The organism is Streptomyces sp. WELS2 (assembly GCF_013870595.1).
In the GTDB taxonomy this organism is placed as follows: domain Bacteria; phylum Actinomycetota; class Actinomycetes; order Streptomycetales; family Streptomycetaceae; genus Streptomyces.
In genome coordinates this window covers 1-14,164 of record NZ_JACBWZ010000091.1, presented here as the reverse complement: position 1 = coordinate 14,164, position 14,164 = coordinate 1, and the positions used below count along the sequence as shown (strand labels likewise).

The window sequence follows — 14,164 nt, the reverse complement described above, 5'->3', positions numbered from 1 at the left end:
GCTTGTCGAGCGAGGTCACGGCTTGAGGAACCCTGCCTCGCCCAGCACCTTCTGGCCGTCGGCGGACCGCACGAGGGCGATGAACGCCCGGGCCGTCTCGGCGTTCCGTCCGTTCTTCAGCACGGTGATCGGGTAGTCGTTGACGGCGCCGGCCGACTCGGGGAACTCCACGCCCTGCACCTTGCCCTTCGCGGCCTTCACATCGGTCTTGTAGACGACCGCGGCGTCCGCCTCGTCCAGCTCCACCTTGTTCAGGGCGCTCTTGACGTCCTGCTCGTAGGAGACCGGGGTGAGCTCGATCCCGGCGGCGTCCAGGGCCTTTCGCGCGGCCGCGCCGCAGGGCACGGTCTTGTCGCACAGGACGACCTTCAGCCCGGACTTGGTGAGGTCCTTCAGGGAGGCCACTTTCTCGGGGTTGCCCGGCCGGGTGGCGATCTCCAGCTGGTTGCGCACGAAGGTGACCGGGGTGCCGGACGCCTCTCCCGCGTCCGTCACGGTCTTCATCGTCTTGGGGCTGGCGGCGGCGAAGACGTCGGCGGGGGCGCCGCCGGTGATGCTCGCCGCGAGGGTGTCGCTGCCGCTGAAACCGAAGCGCACCTTGGTCCCGGGGTGCCGGTGCTCGAACTCCTTGCCCAGGGCCGTGAAGCTCTCCTTCAGGGAGGCGGCGGCGAACACGGTGACCGTGCCGGACGGTTCCGGGGAGGCCGACGCGCCCGAGGAGCCGGACTTGCCGGACGAGTCGGATGAATCGGATGAGGAGGAGCAGGCGCTCAGGGCCAGTACGGCGGCGGCTCCCGCGCCGGCCAGTCGCAGCATCCGCCGGGTCCGGCGCACGGAACGGGTCATCACGGATCGACTCCTCGGTTCTTGGACAACGGTCGCGCCCTGGCACGCCCGTTGATCGGCCGTGCGGCGATGATACTGCCGCATCTGCGAGGCAGAAGTCTCCTGTCGCATCGCATGAGCCGGGAGTACGGGGCTTGTAGCTTGCATGTGCGTTCGCGCGGTGATGGTTTTGGCGTCCGTGGTGGCGACGTTGGTGTGGGCGTCCGCGGTGTCGAGGCCGGTATCCGTGGCGGCGGCGTGTGGCGGGTGGCGGCGGACCGGTCAGACGCGGTCGATGTGCACGTTCGTCGACTTCACGCGCGCGGTGGCCTCCATGCCGACCTCCAGACCCAGCTCCTCCACGGCTTCCCGGGTCAGCAGCGAGACGAGCCGGTGCGGGCCCGCCTGGATCTCCACCTGGGCGGCGACGTCGCCGAGCTTGATCGCGGTGACGATGCCGGGGAAGGCGTTGCGGACGGAGGTGTACGAGGTCTCTTCGTCACCGCTCTCACCCTTGGCGAGTTCGACGGAGAACGCGGCGAGGTCCCTGCCGTCGATGAGCCGGCGCCCGGACTCGTCGCGGTGGGTGGCCACGCGGCCGGCGTCGGCCCAGCGGCGGGCGGTGTCGGGGCTGACGCCGAGCAGCCGCGCGGCCTGGCCGATCGTGTAGGACTGCATGCCGGTCACGATAGGGCCAGGTGCCGGGAAACATGCGTGTGGGGCCGCTCGCGCTGGGGTATAACGCGATATAGCGTGGACTTCGGGAGTCGGGGCTTCTCCGGAAGCGGTGGAATCGGGGGTGGGCATGACGAGGGCCGAACCGGTGGGGGCGGTTGAGCCGTCCGGCCTGCGTGCCTCGCACGCGGACCGGGACCGGGTGGTGGAGGCGCTGACGATCGCGGCGGGGGACGGCCGGCTCACGCCCGCGGAACTGGACGAACGGGTGGAGGCGGCGCTGACCGCGCGCACGCTCGGCGATCTGGCCGTACTGACGGCGGACCTGCCCGAGGAAGCCGGCCCGGCACCGGCCAAGGAGGTCGTCCGCATCGAGCAGCAGGGCGCGGCGGCCACCCGGAGCGGCGCGTGGACCGTGCCGCGCCGGATGGAGATCGAGTCGGCCTGGGGAGACGTGACGCTGGACTTCAGCGACGCGGTGATCCCGTACGACACCCTCCGCATCGACGTGGACATGCGGGCCGGTGCGCTCCGGCTGATCACCCGGCCCGGCGTGGTCGTGGACGCCGACTCCCTGGTGATCGACTACGGCCAGACCAAGGTGCGGCCGGACGGCGGCACGGGGACACCGGCCGTGCTGCGGGTGGAGATACACGGCCGGCTCGGCTTCGGGCGGCTGGAGGTGCGGCCCCGGAAGCGGTGGCTGGGCAGAAGGGCGAAGGGGGCGGGGCCGCGCGGCGCCGGCGTGTGACGCGTCTCGGCGCTGCTCGACGCATCCCGAGGCGTCTTCACGCCGGCACGCCGGCTGCGGAGGAGGGTGGTGGCCGTGCCGTGCGGGCCGGATGTCCGGCTCAGCCGGTGTGGACCCGCGGCCGGCGTTCGCGGTCCGGTTCCGCCTCGCGCAGTACCTCACGGGTGACCGGGGCGACCTCGCCCTGGCCGAAGAGGAAGAAACGGAGGAAGTTGGCGAACGGAGTGCCCTCGGTCCACTCGAAGTAGATGTGCGGGGTGCAGCCCGTCATGTCCCGGACGTGCAGCAGCAGCGCCGCAAGAGCGTTCGGGACGGAGGCGGACTCCAGCGTCAGCACCCGGTAGCGGCCGTGCAGCACCTCGCCGCGCACGGTCAGCCCCGCCTCGAACTCGGACGGGTCGGTGACCGTGACCTCGACGAAGACGAAGTCCTCCTGCTCCGGCATGTCGTTGTCGGCCTTGATCTGCTCGGCCTTGTCCCGGTACTCGGCCTTGTCCCGCCGCCCCGGCTTGTTGGCGATGAACCGGATGCGCCGGTGGGCCATGTCCCGGATGAACCGCTCCGCCAGCGGGTCGAGCGTCACATGGGTCACGCGCAGCTCGAAGGCGCGGGCCAGCCGGGACAGCAGCGATATCAGCATGATCCCGACGATGAAGCAGGCACCGATCTTCACACCGTCCGGGCGCTCGATGACGTTCACCACGGTCGTGTAGAGGAACACCGTCGCGATCGCCCCGAACGCGAAGGTCCAGTGGCGCTGGCCCGCCTTGCGCGCGGCGATGGTCACCGCGATCGCGGCCGAGCTGATCAGCACCAGCACACCGGTGGCGTAGGCACCGCCCTGCTTGTCGACGTTGGCGTCGAAGATCCACGTCACCAGGAAGGCGACCAGGGTGAAGACGATGACCATCGGGCGCACCGCCCGGGCCCAGTGCGGGGCCATGCCGTAGCGGGGCAGATAGCGCGGCATCAGGTTGAGCAGTCCGGCCATGGCGGAGGCGCCCGCGAACCACAGGATGGCGATCGTCGAGACGTCGTACACCGTGCCGAAGGCGCTGCCGAGGTACTCGTGCGCGAGGTAGGCGAGCGCGCGGCCGTTGGCCTGGCCGCCCGGCTTGAACTCCCGCTCCGGGATGAGCAGCGTCGTGATGAAGCTGGTGGTGATCAGGAAGCAGCTCATCACCAGCGCGGCGGTGGTCAGCAGCTTCTTGGTGTCCCGGATCCGGCCGGCCGGCCGCTCGTCGGTGTCACCGGGGTCGCCCTGGACGTGCGGCATCACGGCGACACCGGTCTCGAAGCCCGACAGGCCGAGGGCGAGTTTCGGGAAGACGATCAGCGCCACGCCGATCATCACGAAGACGTTGCCGTGCTCCGTGGTCAGGGCACCGCTCCAGTCGGTGATCACATGTCCGGCGGTGACGACATGCCACAGGCCGGTGATCACGACGACCAGGTTGAGCACGAGGTAGATGCCGACCAGGACGACCGCGACGCCGATCGCCTCCAGGAAGCCCTTGAGGAACACCGCGCCGAGCAGTGCCACCAGCAGCAAGGTGATCAGCATCTGCTTGCCCTGCAGGGCGTCCGTCAGATGCGGGTTCTCCACCAGGTGGGTGGAGGCGTCGGCGGCCGAGAGCGTGATGGTGATCAGGAAGTCGGTCGCCGCGAAGCCGAGCAGGGTGAGGACGAACAGCTTGCCCTTCCAGAAGGAGAGCAGCCGCTCGAGCATCGCGATGGATCCCTCGCCGCGCGGACTCTCCTCGGCCACGCGCCGGTAGACCGGCAGGGCGCCGGCCAGTGTGACGACGACCAGCACGATGGTCGCCACCGGTGACAGCAGGCCGGCCGCCAGGGCCGCGATGCCGGGCTGGTAACCCAGGGTGGAGAAGTAGTCGACACCGGTCAGACACATCACCCGCCACCAGCGCCGGCCCTTGTGGGCGGGCTCCGGCTCGGCGTGCGGACCCGGATGCTGCTTGGCCAGGTCGGACAGACCCTCCAGCATCCAGGCGCGCAGGCGGCCGGTACTGGGAGGGCGTTCGGTCGTGGCCATCGGTGTGCTCCTGACGTGCGGCGGCTCTTTCCGGCCATCACCCGGACGGTGGCACCAGCGTAAGCAGAGAGTGACGCCCAGGCCTGTGGATCGGTGGGCCGAGGGCGTCAAGCTTGCGTTAAGAATGGTCTGTGAACGCCGGGTCCGCATGAAGAAGGGGAGGCCGGGACCGGTGTACCGAGCCGGCGCCGGACGGGTGAGCCGGTGGCGGGGTTCCGGGAGCGGCTGGACGACGGCCACCGAGCGTCATGGCGTACGAGGCTCGGCTGCTCGCTGCTTGGAGGGGACGGCCGACGGGCGTGGGCCGGGGCGTGCCGGGTGGGGGAGGCCGCCCGGTGCCGTTCCGGTCATCGGGAAGCGCCGCCAGGCCGGCACCGTCAGCGGCAGAGCCACAGCGCGGTCGGGTACGGCACCTGGGCCCACGGGCACACGCACTGTCTCCGGGGCGGGCCCCGGCCCGGTGGCGTGCGAGGGCGAGGGGCACCGGTTCTTCGGCGCGCTCGGGGCCGCCGCCGTCGTCCGGACCGGGAGCCGCTACTCCATGCCCGACGCGCGGAAAACGCCCAGCGCGGTCTCGCGGTCCACGCGGCGGGCGAGGGTGTGCAGGGCGGTCGTGCCGGTCAGCAGGATGCCGGCCGTCTCGGCGCGCCGGGCACCCTCGTCCAGGCGATACCACAGGTCGGGATTGCGGACCAGCACCTCGGGGTCGATCTCGACCCGGCGGCCCAGGGCGTCACGCAGCACCAGCCGCCGGCTGACGCCGTCCAGTGGGCGTACCGCGATCAGCAGATCGGTACGGACCCGGCGGGTGCGTCCCAGGCGGCGGGAGGCCAGCCAGCCCTGGCCGGCCGACACGCGCGCCGGGAACAGGACGAGGAACAGCAGCAGAGCCGTCAGCAACCACAGGACACCGCGCCACCAGGTCAGCGAGCCGGCCACCCCGTCGAGACACAGCAACAGCCCGAGCAGCGCGGCGGCGTAGCGGACCGCGCCGCGTACCTCCCCGGCCCAGTCGCGGTCGTACGCCACGGCCGCGGTGCCGGACGGGTGCCGGCCGGTCGCCAGGGGGCGGATGTCGTCGCGGTGTTCCATGGGAAAAACGGTAGCCCCGCTGGCGGCCCCGAGCGTCACCCGTTGACGGCGCCCTGACGGCCGCGTGGCCGTTCTTGACGGGACCATATCGCCGGGCGCGGCGCGACCCGGCATGGGTCGTGTGCGTTCGGGTGCGGCCGGTCCGGCCCGAGCCATCCGGCGCGTTCGGGTGTGGCCGGTCGTCCGGCTGGGGCGTGGCCGTGGGGTCTGTGGGGCGCGGGCATGTGCGGTCTGAGCCCGTATGCGGTGGGTTCGTGGACGTGGCCCGATGCGCGTGCGGGTGGGCCCGGACCGGCTCGAGCCCCGACCCGGCGCGTTCGGGTGTGGCCGGTCCGGCTGGGTGTGGGCCCCGGTGTGACCGGGCCGGGACCTGGCGCGGGGAGGGCCCCGTCATGCGACGAGGAGTGCCCCGGCATGCGTCGGGGCCGGTGCGCGCGGGTGCGTGCGGCCGGCCCCTGGAATGCTGTGCCTGCTCAGGCGGCGGTCATCACCTGCTCCGCACCGAGCGGGCGGTGCGGGGCGATGATGCGGCCGTCGGGCAGCAGCTCACCGGTGTCCTCGAAGAGCAGGACGCCGTTGCACAGCAGGCTCCACCCCTGCTCCGGGTGGTGCGCCACAAGGCGGGCGGACTCCCGGTCGGCGGATTCGGCTGGCGGGCACGGCGGCTGGTGCTGGCACATGGGCGGGATCTTTCGCTCTGTTGTGATCATGTCCGTCCCCCGTGATGAAAGAGTCGGTCTGTATCCAGTGTTCTCTCCTGCGTCTCGTTCCGCAGGCTTTTCCCACCACCGCTTCTCACAGGTTCATGACGCGTCACCCGCGCGGGCGGTTCAGCCCAACCCCACGGTCACTTCGGGTGGTTCGTCCTGGCCGGAAGGGACTAGTCCGGCCCGCGGGGCTGCCCGGGTACGGCCGTACCCGGGCTCCGGGGTGGGCCGTACCCGGGCCCTGTAAACGGCCGTACCCGGGCTCCGGATACGGCCTACCCCGCTTCCCGGGCGGGAAGCGGGGTAGGCGGGGTGTCGGTCAGGCGGCGGGTGAGCCGAGCGCGGTCGGGCCGAGCAGCGGGAGCGGAGTCACCCGCCGGGTCAGCACCGGAAGCAACTCGGCGACACGGAAGGGACGGTGGGCCGGAATGCCGGGCGGGGCCGGGGCCAGCGGGACCAGGAGATCGGTGGCGGCCGGATGGCCCTCGGTGCCGTCGCCGGAGTGGTCGCCGTGCAGCCACAGGGTGAGCATGTACAGCCCGGGCACGGACAACAGCCTGGGTTGGTACGGGAGTTGGAGCGCGTCGGCCTGCTTCAGGGCACGTTCGGTGGAGGCGATGTACGGGCCTTCGAAGAAGTGCGAGAAGGTCCAGCCGTCGGGGGTGAGCATGGTGTCGGCTGCGGCCACCGCGCGGTCGCCGCACCGGATCAGGAAGCGCCAGCCGGTCAGCCGGGTCGCGGACAGGCCTTGTTCGGAGATGCGGTCCCACACATGGACCGGCAACGGCAGTTCGGGTGTCGCGGGCCCCTGCGCGGCGCGCAGGGAAGGGGTGCGCGCCTCACGGACCGCGGTGGGAGAACCGAGGGCGGTGAGGACGGAGCGCAGGGCGGGCGCGGGGGCAGGGGGTACGTGCAGCGGCATGTGGGTCGCCTCTCATTCGACAGGCGCGGCGGCGCGAGGAGGGGGTGGGGCGGACGGCGCTGTCTGCTCACGGAAGGCCGGAGAGGTGGGGGCCCGGGTCGGGTGTGAACGAGAGTCCGGCTCGGCCCGCCCCCCGTCAACCGGGACGGCGGTAACGCCTCGGAAACCAGGACCGAGGGTGCCACCTCTGCCGTGCGCACGAAGTTTATACGACGTTTGTTCGGTCGATGTTTCGGCTATCCGACTTCGTTCCCGGAGGCAAGGATGAATTAGGTCGTCGATATGCCGAACTCATCCCGATTTCCGGGCCGACCGGTCGCCGCTGACCTCGCATTACGCGCCGGTAGCGGTCGGCCGGATGCCGTCGGCGTTTTTCACGAGGCGTTCGGGGCACCCGAGGGTGCACCTGCGGCATGCCTCGTGAATGTGCCGCCGGGAACATTCCGACAGAGTAACGGGCGGCGGGCCGGCAGGAGACGTTATCGATCGCTTCCGCTGGGCATCATCCCCCCTGACCGGGAGCCCGGCGGCCGGAGCGCCGGCCCGCCCATCCGAGGAGGGACACTTCGATGGGGGAAAAGATCGTGGCGGGGCAGTTCGACCTGTCCGATCGCCAGCGCTATCGCGAAAAGCTCCAGAAGTGTCTGACGGGGCTGGAGCGATTGTTGCGGGAGAAGCGATTCGACCGCCCCAAGAACCTCATGGGGGTGGAGATAGAATTGAATCTCGCCGGCCCCGATGGTATGCCGAAAATGTTGAACGGTCAGGTGCTGGAACGCATCGCGAGCCGTGATTTCCAAACAGAACTCGCCATGTTCAACCTTGAAGTGAACATCGCGCCCCACCGGCTGGGCGGGCGGGTATTCGACCGGCTCGCCGAGGAGCTGCGCACCTCGCTCGCCTACGCCGACCGCAAGGCCGGCGAGGTGGACGCGGGCATCGTGATGATCGGCATCCTGCCCACCCTGGACCGGGACGACCTGGTCTCCTCCAACCTCTCCGAGGTCGACCGCTACACCCTCCTCAACGACCAGATCGTCGCCGCGCGCGGCGAGGACTTCCGGCTCGACATCGATGGCGTGGAACACCTCGTGTGCACGTCCAAGTCGATCGTGCCCGAGGCCGCGTGCACCTCGGTGCAGCTGCACCTCCAGGTCACCCCGGACCGGTTCGCGGACGTGTGGAACGCGGCCCAGGCGGCGAGCGCCGCGCAGATCGCCGTGGGCGCCAACTCGCCGTTCCTCTTCGGGCACGAGCTGTGGCGCGAGTCCCGGCCCCCGCTGTTCCTGCAGTCCACCGACACCCGGCCGCCCGAGTTGCAGGCACAGGGGGTACGGCCGCGGACCTGGTTCGGCGAGCGGTGGATCTCCTCGGCGTACGACCTGTTCGAGGAGAACCTGCGCTACTTCCCGGCGCTGCTGCCGATCTGCGACGACGAGGAGCCGCTGGAGGTCATCGAGGCCGGCGGGGTGCCCCGGCTCGGCGAACTCGTGCTGCACAACGGCACGATCTACCGCTGGAACCGGCCGGTGTACGGCATCGCGGACGGCCTGCCGCATCTGCGCGTGGAGAACCGGGTGCTGCCCGCCGGTCCGACCATCACCGACGTCATCGCCAACGCGGCCTTCTACTACGGCCTGGTCCGGGCCCTCGCCGAGGAGCCCCGGCCGGTGTGGACGCGGCTGCCGTTCGCCGCGGCCGAGGCCAACTTCGACGCGGCCTGCCGGTACGGGATCGACGCGCGCTTCGTCTGGCCCCGGCGGGGACGCTACGGCGGCACCGGCGAGGTCGACGCGGTGACGCTGGTCCGCGACGAGTTGCTGCCGCTCGCCGCGGCCGGGCTGGACGCGTGGGGTGTGGAGGCCGCCGACCGGGACCTGTACCTGGGCGTGATCGAGGAGCGCTGCCGGCGCCGGGTCAACGGGGCGTCCTGGCAGGCGGCCACCTTCCGCCGGGCGCTGGAACGGGGCCTGTCCCGCGAGGCGGCCCTGGCGGCGACGACCCGCCGGTACGCCGAGCTGATGCACGGCGGTGAACCGGTCCACACGTGGCCGGTGGGCTTGCCGGAGCCGGTACCGCTGGGGTGAGGGCGCCCCGCCGGGCGCACAAGGAGAGGAAGAGGAGCAGGGAGGCGGTGGCCGGGCCGGGTGCCGTGTGGACGCCCCGTGTCGTGCCGCTCGGTTGAGAGCCGCCGTCGGCGCTCGTGCGGGCCGGCGCCGGGGATTCGGACGTGTTCGGGCGCGGGCTGGTGTGTGGGGTCCGGGTGCGCTTCTGCGATCCTTGCCAGGCGAAGGTGGGCCAGGGGCCCATGAGCCGGCTGGAGGCGGGAGTGCGGGTGGAGGCGGACACGGTGGCCGATTCCCCGGCGCGGGCACGCGACCCGCGGCGGACGCTGCGGGACGAGACGCTGCTCGTGCTGGCGCTGTCCCTCGGGGCGAGCGGGGTGTCCGCGCTGATCAGCTTCATCGGCTCGGTCACCAAGCCGGGCGGCCTCAAGGACCAGGCGGCCACCCTCAACGCCTCCGCCGCTCCGGGCCGCCCCTGGCTTGACCTGGCCTGGCAGCTCTTCGGCATCGCCACCGCGCTGGTCCCCGTGGCCCTCGTCGCCCACCTGCTGCTGCGCGAGGGCGCGAGCCTGCGCTCCCTCGGCTTCGACCGCACCCGCCCCTGGCCCGACCTGGCCCGGGGCGCCGGGGTCGCGGCCGTGATCGGCAGCACCGGCATCGCCTTCTACCTGGCCGCCCGGGGCCTCGGCTTCAACCTCACCGTCGTACCCGAGGCACTGCCGGACGTCTGGTGGAAGTACCCGGTGCTGGTCCTGTCGGCGGTGCAGAACGCGGTCCTCGAAGAGGTCATCGTCGTCGGCTATCTCCTGCGCAGACTGGGCCAGTTGGGCTGGGGCCCGGGCGCCGCCCTGCTGGCCGCCGCGGTCCTGCGCGGCTCGTACCACCTCTACCAGGGCATCGGCGGCTTCCTCGGCAACATGGCCATGGGTGTGGTGTTCGTCTGGCTGTACCGCCGCTGGGGGCGCGTCGGCCCGTTGGTCGTCGCGCACTCCCTGCTCGACATCGGGGCGTTCGTCGGCTACGCCCTCCTCGCGGGCAAGGTGGGCTGGCTGCCGACGGCCTGACCGTGCGGCCGCCCGGCGAGCCGCTCAGGCGCGCAGGTCCCCCTCGATGACCGTCACCGCGCGGCCGGTGAGCAGCGTACGCGCGCCGCGCAGACCGGTGCGGACCAGTCCGGTACGGCGGGACGCCTGGAGCCCGGTGAGGTCGTCGCTGCCGAGCCGGGGCGACCAGTACGGGGCGAGCGCCGTGTGGGCGCTTCCGGTCACCGGGTCCTCGTCGATGCCGACGTTGGGGAAGAAGCAGCGCGAGACGTAGTCGTAGCCGCGGGCGGGATCCTCGGCGCGGGCCGTGGCGATGAGGCCGCGCGCGGAGTAGCCGCCGAGGGCCTTGTGGTCGGGGGAGAGCCCGAGGACGGTCTTCTCGTCGGCCAGTTCCACCAGCAGGTCACCGACGCCGGGCCCGGTGTCGAAGGCGGCGAGCGGTCGCGCGCCGAGCGCCTCGGCGACCCCGGCGGGCAGCTCGGCCGGGGTGAGCGGGGCGGTCGGGAAGTCCAGGGTGAGCGAGCCGTCCGCGCCGGGCGTGGCGATCAGCACGCCACTGCGGGTGACGAACCGCACCGGCCCCTCGTGGGCACCGGTGGTGTGCAGGACGTGGGCCGTGGCGAGGGTGGCGTGCCCGCACATCGCGACCTCGGTGACGGGGGTGAACCAGCGCAGCGCCCAGTCCGCCTCACCGCCTTCGGGCAGCGGGTGGGCGAACGCCGTCTCCGCGTGGTTCACCTCCATGGCGACGTTCTGGAGCCAGTCGTCGTCCGGGAAGACGTCGTCCAGGAGCAGGACTCCGGCCGGGTTGCCGGTGAACGGGCGGTCGGCGAAGGCGTCCACGATTCGAATGCGCATGACGCCGACGCTAGCGGCCGCGACGGCCCCGGGACCAAGGCCAATTCACGAGGGCCGGACTGGTTTCCCCGGTCCGCTCCGCCCGCCGGACCAGAGGAAATACCCGCTTGGGCGGCGTATGCGCGTGGCGCACCCACCGCGTGGCGGTCCTGGCACCCGGCCGGGCGGACTCCGGTCAGGGCGGCCCCCGGTCGGTGCGGGTCGTTCCCTGAGCGCTCGGCACAGCCCACGCCTTCGCCACCGGGCCTACGAATCCGAGGGGCCGGTGGCGAAGGCTGTCGTGGCCGTCACCGCCGCCGGCAGCGGCCGGCCGTCGATCTCCGCCACCTCCACCGCCCGTACGTGTCCCACGTCCCCCGAGCCCATGGGGAACCCGCCGGGGACAAAGCGGTCCGGGCCGCCGGCGAAGACGACGCGCGGCGGCCCGCCGGTGCATGCGCCCGTCGGCGACCAGGCGGCGGGGCCTCCCCGGATCACGTCCGGACGACGGGCCACGCAGCCGAGGGTGTCCACGGTGTCCACCCGCTTCGGCCCGTCCCGCCCCGGACGCGTCGTGTTCGTGGCACCGTCCGTAGGCGCGCTACCGGCGGACCGCCGAGATCAGTCCGCCGGGCCCCTCCTCGTGTTGCGGAGGTGTGCCGACCGGGCGGCCGTAGGCGGCGGCGCGCTCGCGCAGCGTGTGGCCGACGGCCTCCCAGCCGTGCCCGGCCAGCCAGCCCACCGGGTCGTCGGGCATCTCCGACACCCACATCGACGCCGCCGATCCCGGTCCGGCGTCCGCGCCGAAGCGCTCGATCACGCCGCGCGAGCCCAGTGTCAGCCCCATCCGGCTGCCTGCCGCCGACCGCGCGCCGATCCGGGCCAGCAGGAGGTCCACCGCGTCCTCGGGCAGGTAGATCAGCAGTCCTTCGGCGATCCACACGGTCGGCGACGCCGGGTCGTGCCCCGCGGCTGCCAGCGCGCTCGGCCAGTCCTCGCGCAGATCCACCGCGACGGTGATCCGCTCGCAACGCGCGACGGCCCGCTCCCGGCGCAGTACCGAGGCCTTGAAGTCCAGTGGCGCGGCGGTGTCGACCTCGAAGAGCCGGGTGCCCTCGGGCCAGTGCGTCCGGAAGGCCCGGCTGTCCATGCCGGCGCCGAGCAGCACGACCTGCCGCACCCCGGCGGCGGAGGCCTGCCGCAACAGGTCGTCGAGGAACTTCGTCCTGATGACGATGGACAACGACACGGCCAGCCGGCGGCGGCGCGCGGCCTCGTCCTCGGGCGGCGGCGAGGAGGGCCACAGGCCGCCGGCGGCGGCGAAGGCCTGTGCCAGCGGGTCGCGGAACAGCGCGTCCTCCCGCTCGGTCTCCAGCGCCCGCACCCTGGCCACCCCCACCGCCGTGGCCCACACTCCCGACGGCCGCACCCGCGGCTGCTCATCAGTCACCGCGCCAGCCTAGAGGGCCGAAACCAAGGGGGGAGACCCAGTAGCCGCCGTCCGCCGCGGGCTGGGTGCAGGGCGTGTCCATGCCCCAAGCGGTTGTCGTGAGGGTGTTGGCATAGACCCATTACCGATATATCGTTGAAGCATCGCGAACGATACGCGATGTGTACGTGGCTGATCGACGGGATGGAGTGATCGCGATGCGTGGCCATGGATTCGAGCGTGGGCACCGGCACGAGGGTTCCGGGCGCTGGGGTGTGGGCGGTTTCGAGGGGCGGCGGGGGGCCTTCGGGCCGTTCGGGCCGGGGTTCGGGCCCGGTGGACCCGGGTTCGGGGCCGGTCCCTGGGGGCCGCGGGGCCGCGGGGGTCCGCGGGGGCGGGCGCGTCGCGGTGATGTGCGCGCCTCGCTCCTGGCCCTGCTCAGGGAGCGGCCCATGCACGGGTACGAGATGATCCAGGAGATCGCCGAACGCAGCGGCGGCGCCTGGAAGCCCAGTCCCGGTTCGGTGTACCCCACCCTCCAACTGCTGGAGGACGAGGGCCTGATCGCCAGCCGGAGCGAGGGCGGCAAGAAACTGTTCGCGCTCACCGAGAGCGGACGTACCGCCGCCGAGGAGGGGCCCGACGCCCCCTGGGAGGAGGCCTCGCGCGGGGTCGACTGGGAGGCCCTCGGTGAGATCCGCCAGGCCGGCTTCGGTCTGATGGAGGCCTTCGGCCAGGTCTGGAAGACCGGCAGCAAGGAACAGCGGGAGAAGGCGCTCGCCGTCGTCAACGACGCCCGCAAGAAGCTGTATCTGATCCTCGCCGACGAGCACTGAGGCCCGTACGGCGACCGGTCCCGGCTCGTCGGTGCGGAACCGTGGCTCCCTGATGGTCCAGTCGGCTTCCGCCGGAAGGACGGCAAGGCGGCGCGCGTGGAGTCGGACCACATCGGCCGGATCTCCTCCGTAAGGATGAAATCCGGTCCGGTGATGTCCACTCCGCGTGGGACGCGAAAATGGTTCCTGTCGCGGATGTCCCGTCCTGTTGGGGCTGATGAGGTAGGGGATGTGCAACCCCGTACAGCCGACCGGACCGCCCCCGACCAAGCGGTTCCGCACCAGGACGGCGCCGCCGGGCTCGACGCGGAGCTGGCGGCGGTGGTCGCCGGTGCCCGCAGGAGGGCCGTCCGGGACGGGGACCGGCAGACCGACACCGCCCATCTGCTCCACGCCCTGCTGGAACACGACCCCGAGGCCCGCGCCGCCGTGGGCGAACCGCGGCGGCTCGCCCGGCTCCTCGGCTACCTCGTGCAGCGCAGCATCGGCTACGGACTGCGCTGGCGGGCCGGCGTCGAGGACTCCGGCGCGCTCCCCGTCGTAGCCGCGCCCGCAGGCCCCGGGCAGCCGGCCGCCGGCACCACGGGCCGGTACACCGACACCACGGGCCGGGACGCCGGCCGCTGGTCGCCCGCCGCTGCCGCCGTGCTCGTCGACGCCCGCGCCCGCGCCCGGCGCCGGAACGCCCACCGTGTCGCCGGTACCGATCTGCTCGCGGCGCTCGCCGCCGACCCCGGGTCCCGGGCCGTGGAGGTCCTCGAACGCGCCGGCATCGCCGCTCACGACCTGATCGCACGGATCGAGGCCGGGACCGGGACTCGCGCCGACGACTGCCGGGCGGAGGGGGAACGGCCGGGGCCGTCCACCGGCTGAGACAGGTGTCAACAGGGGTGACGCTCCTGTCGGCGCCTGTCATCATGTGCCGGTG

At 72.3% G+C, this 14,164-nt stretch carries 14 protein-coding genes; 5 read left to right on the top strand and 9 right to left on the bottom strand.

The window, feature by feature from the left end:
- Positions 1-15 precede the first annotated feature (15 nt).
- On the bottom strand, positions 16-846 hold the full coding sequence (gene modA / locus H5J33_RS08700; RefSeq protein WP_181794301.1) for a molybdate ABC transporter substrate-binding protein: 831 nt from the start codon (positions 844-846) through the stop codon (positions 16-18).
- A gap of 261 nt (positions 847-1,107) precedes the next feature.
- On the bottom strand, positions 1,108-1,503 hold the full coding sequence (locus H5J33_RS08695) for a molybdopterin-binding protein (RefSeq protein WP_181794300.1): 396 nt from the start codon (positions 1,501-1,503) through the stop codon (positions 1,108-1,110).
- A gap of 127 nt (positions 1,504-1,630) precedes the next feature.
- Here H5J33_RS08695 and H5J33_RS08690 point away from each other — a divergent pair, with 127 nt between their 5' ends.
- Positions 1,631-2,251 carry a DUF1707 domain-containing protein gene (locus tag H5J33_RS08690; RefSeq protein WP_181794299.1) on the top strand — a complete coding sequence of 207 codons (621 nt, stop codon included), beginning with the start codon at positions 1,631-1,633 and terminating at the stop codon, positions 2,249-2,251.
- A 100-nt stretch (positions 2,252-2,351) separates the two neighbouring features.
- Here H5J33_RS08690 and H5J33_RS08685 read toward each other — a convergent pair whose 3' ends face one another.
- From H5J33_RS08685 to H5J33_RS08670, 4 genes are all read right to left on the bottom strand, one after another.
- A complete protein-coding gene (locus tag H5J33_RS08685) occupies positions 2,352-4,304 on the bottom strand; it encodes an APC family permease (RefSeq protein ID WP_181794298.1) in 1,953 nt (650 codons plus the stop codon).
- Between the two features lie 534 nt (positions 4,305-4,838).
- On the bottom strand, positions 4,839-5,396 hold the full coding sequence (locus H5J33_RS08680) for a hypothetical protein (RefSeq protein WP_181794297.1): 558 nt from the start codon (positions 5,394-5,396) through the stop codon (positions 4,839-4,841).
- Positions 5,397-5,869: 473 nt separating this feature from the next.
- Positions 5,870-6,076 carry a DUF5999 family protein gene (locus H5J33_RS08675; RefSeq protein ID WP_030603474.1) on the bottom strand — a complete coding sequence of 69 codons (207 nt, stop codon included), beginning with the start codon at positions 6,074-6,076 and terminating at the stop codon, positions 5,870-5,872.
- 346 nt (positions 6,077-6,422) lie between these two features.
- Positions 6,423-7,025, bottom strand: a complete 603-nt coding sequence (locus tag H5J33_RS08670; RefSeq protein ID WP_181794296.1) for a hypothetical protein — start codon at positions 7,023-7,025, stop codon at positions 6,423-6,425.
- Between the two features lie 569 nt (positions 7,026-7,594).
- On the opposite strand from H5J33_RS08670, the gene H5J33_RS08665 reads away from it, so the two are divergent.
- Positions 7,595-9,112: a glutamate--cysteine ligase gene (locus H5J33_RS08665; protein WP_181794295.1), complete on the top strand. Its 1,518-nt coding sequence runs from the start codon at positions 7,595-7,597 to the stop codon at positions 9,110-9,112.
- Positions 9,113-9,333: 221 nt separating this feature from the next.
- Positions 9,334-10,155, top strand: coding sequence for a type II CAAX endopeptidase family protein (locus H5J33_RS08660; RefSeq protein WP_220212110.1), 822 nt, complete (start codon positions 9,334-9,336; stop codon positions 10,153-10,155).
- Between the two features lie 24 nt (positions 10,156-10,179).
- Here the strand turns inward: H5J33_RS08660 and H5J33_RS08655 are convergent, their stop codons facing one another.
- The 3 genes from H5J33_RS08655 to H5J33_RS08645 all read right to left on the bottom strand — a co-directional run bounded on the left by H5J33_RS08655 (position 10,180) and on the right by H5J33_RS08645 (position 12,385).
- A complete protein-coding gene (locus tag H5J33_RS08655; RefSeq protein WP_181794294.1) occupies positions 10,180-10,992 on the bottom strand; it encodes a PhzF family phenazine biosynthesis protein in 813 nt (270 codons plus the stop codon).
- A 246-nt stretch (positions 10,993-11,238) separates the two neighbouring features.
- Positions 11,239-11,487, bottom strand: a complete 249-nt coding sequence (locus tag H5J33_RS08650; RefSeq protein ID WP_181794304.1) for a hypothetical protein — start codon at positions 11,485-11,487, stop codon at positions 11,239-11,241.
- 85 nt (positions 11,488-11,572) lie between these two features.
- Positions 11,573-12,385, bottom strand: a complete 813-nt coding sequence (locus tag H5J33_RS08645; RefSeq protein ID WP_181794302.1) for a class I SAM-dependent methyltransferase — start codon at positions 12,383-12,385, stop codon at positions 11,573-11,575.
- Between the two features lie 233 nt (positions 12,386-12,618).
- Here H5J33_RS08645 and H5J33_RS08640 point away from each other — a divergent pair, with 233 nt between their 5' ends.
- Complete coding sequence (locus tag H5J33_RS08640; RefSeq protein ID WP_181794293.1) at positions 12,619-13,236, top strand: PadR family transcriptional regulator; 618 nt, start codon at positions 12,619-12,621, stop codon at positions 13,234-13,236.
- 231 nt (positions 13,237-13,467) lie between these two features.
- Entirely contained in the window at positions 13,468-14,109 is a 642-nt protein-coding gene (locus H5J33_RS08635) for a Clp protease N-terminal domain-containing protein (protein WP_309485362.1), read from the top strand.
- Positions 14,110-14,164 lie beyond the last annotated feature (55 nt).

Excerpts from the sequence above, each read along its gene's own strand:
- modA (WP_181794301.1), bottom strand. The coding sequence starts at position 846 with ATGACCCGTTCCGTGCGCCGGACCCGGCGGATGCTGCGACTGGCCGGC.
- H5J33_RS08695 (WP_181794300.1), bottom strand. The coding sequence starts at position 1,503 with ATGCAGTCCTACACGATCGGCCAGGCCGCGCGGCTGCTCGGCGTCAGC.
- H5J33_RS08690 (WP_181794299.1), top strand. The coding sequence starts at position 1,631 with ATGACGAGGGCCGAACCGGTGGGGGCGGTTGAGCCGTCCGGCCTGCGT.
- H5J33_RS08685 (WP_181794298.1), bottom strand. The coding sequence starts at position 4,304 with ATGGCCACGACCGAACGCCCTCCCAGTACCGGCCGCCTGCGCGCCTGG.
- H5J33_RS08680 (WP_181794297.1), bottom strand. The coding sequence starts at position 5,396 with ATGGAACACCGCGACGACATCCGCCCCCTGGCGACCGGCCGGCACCCG.
- H5J33_RS08675 (WP_030603474.1), bottom strand. The coding sequence starts at position 6,076 with ATGTGCCAGCACCAGCCGCCGTGCCCGCCAGCCGAATCCGCCGACCGG.
- H5J33_RS08670 (WP_181794296.1), bottom strand. The coding sequence starts at position 7,025 with ATGCCGCTGCACGTACCCCCTGCCCCCGCGCCCGCCCTGCGCTCCGTC.
- H5J33_RS08665 (WP_181794295.1), top strand. The coding sequence starts at position 7,595 with ATGGGGGAAAAGATCGTGGCGGGGCAGTTCGACCTGTCCGATCGCCAG.
- H5J33_RS08660 (WP_220212110.1), top strand. The coding sequence starts at position 9,334 with ATGAGCCGGCTGGAGGCGGGAGTGCGGGTGGAGGCGGACACGGTGGCC.
- H5J33_RS08655 (WP_181794294.1), bottom strand. The coding sequence starts at position 10,992 with ATGCGCATTCGAATCGTGGACGCCTTCGCCGACCGCCCGTTCACCGGC.
- H5J33_RS08640 (WP_181794293.1), top strand. The coding sequence starts at position 12,619 with ATGCGTGGCCATGGATTCGAGCGTGGGCACCGGCACGAGGGTTCCGGG.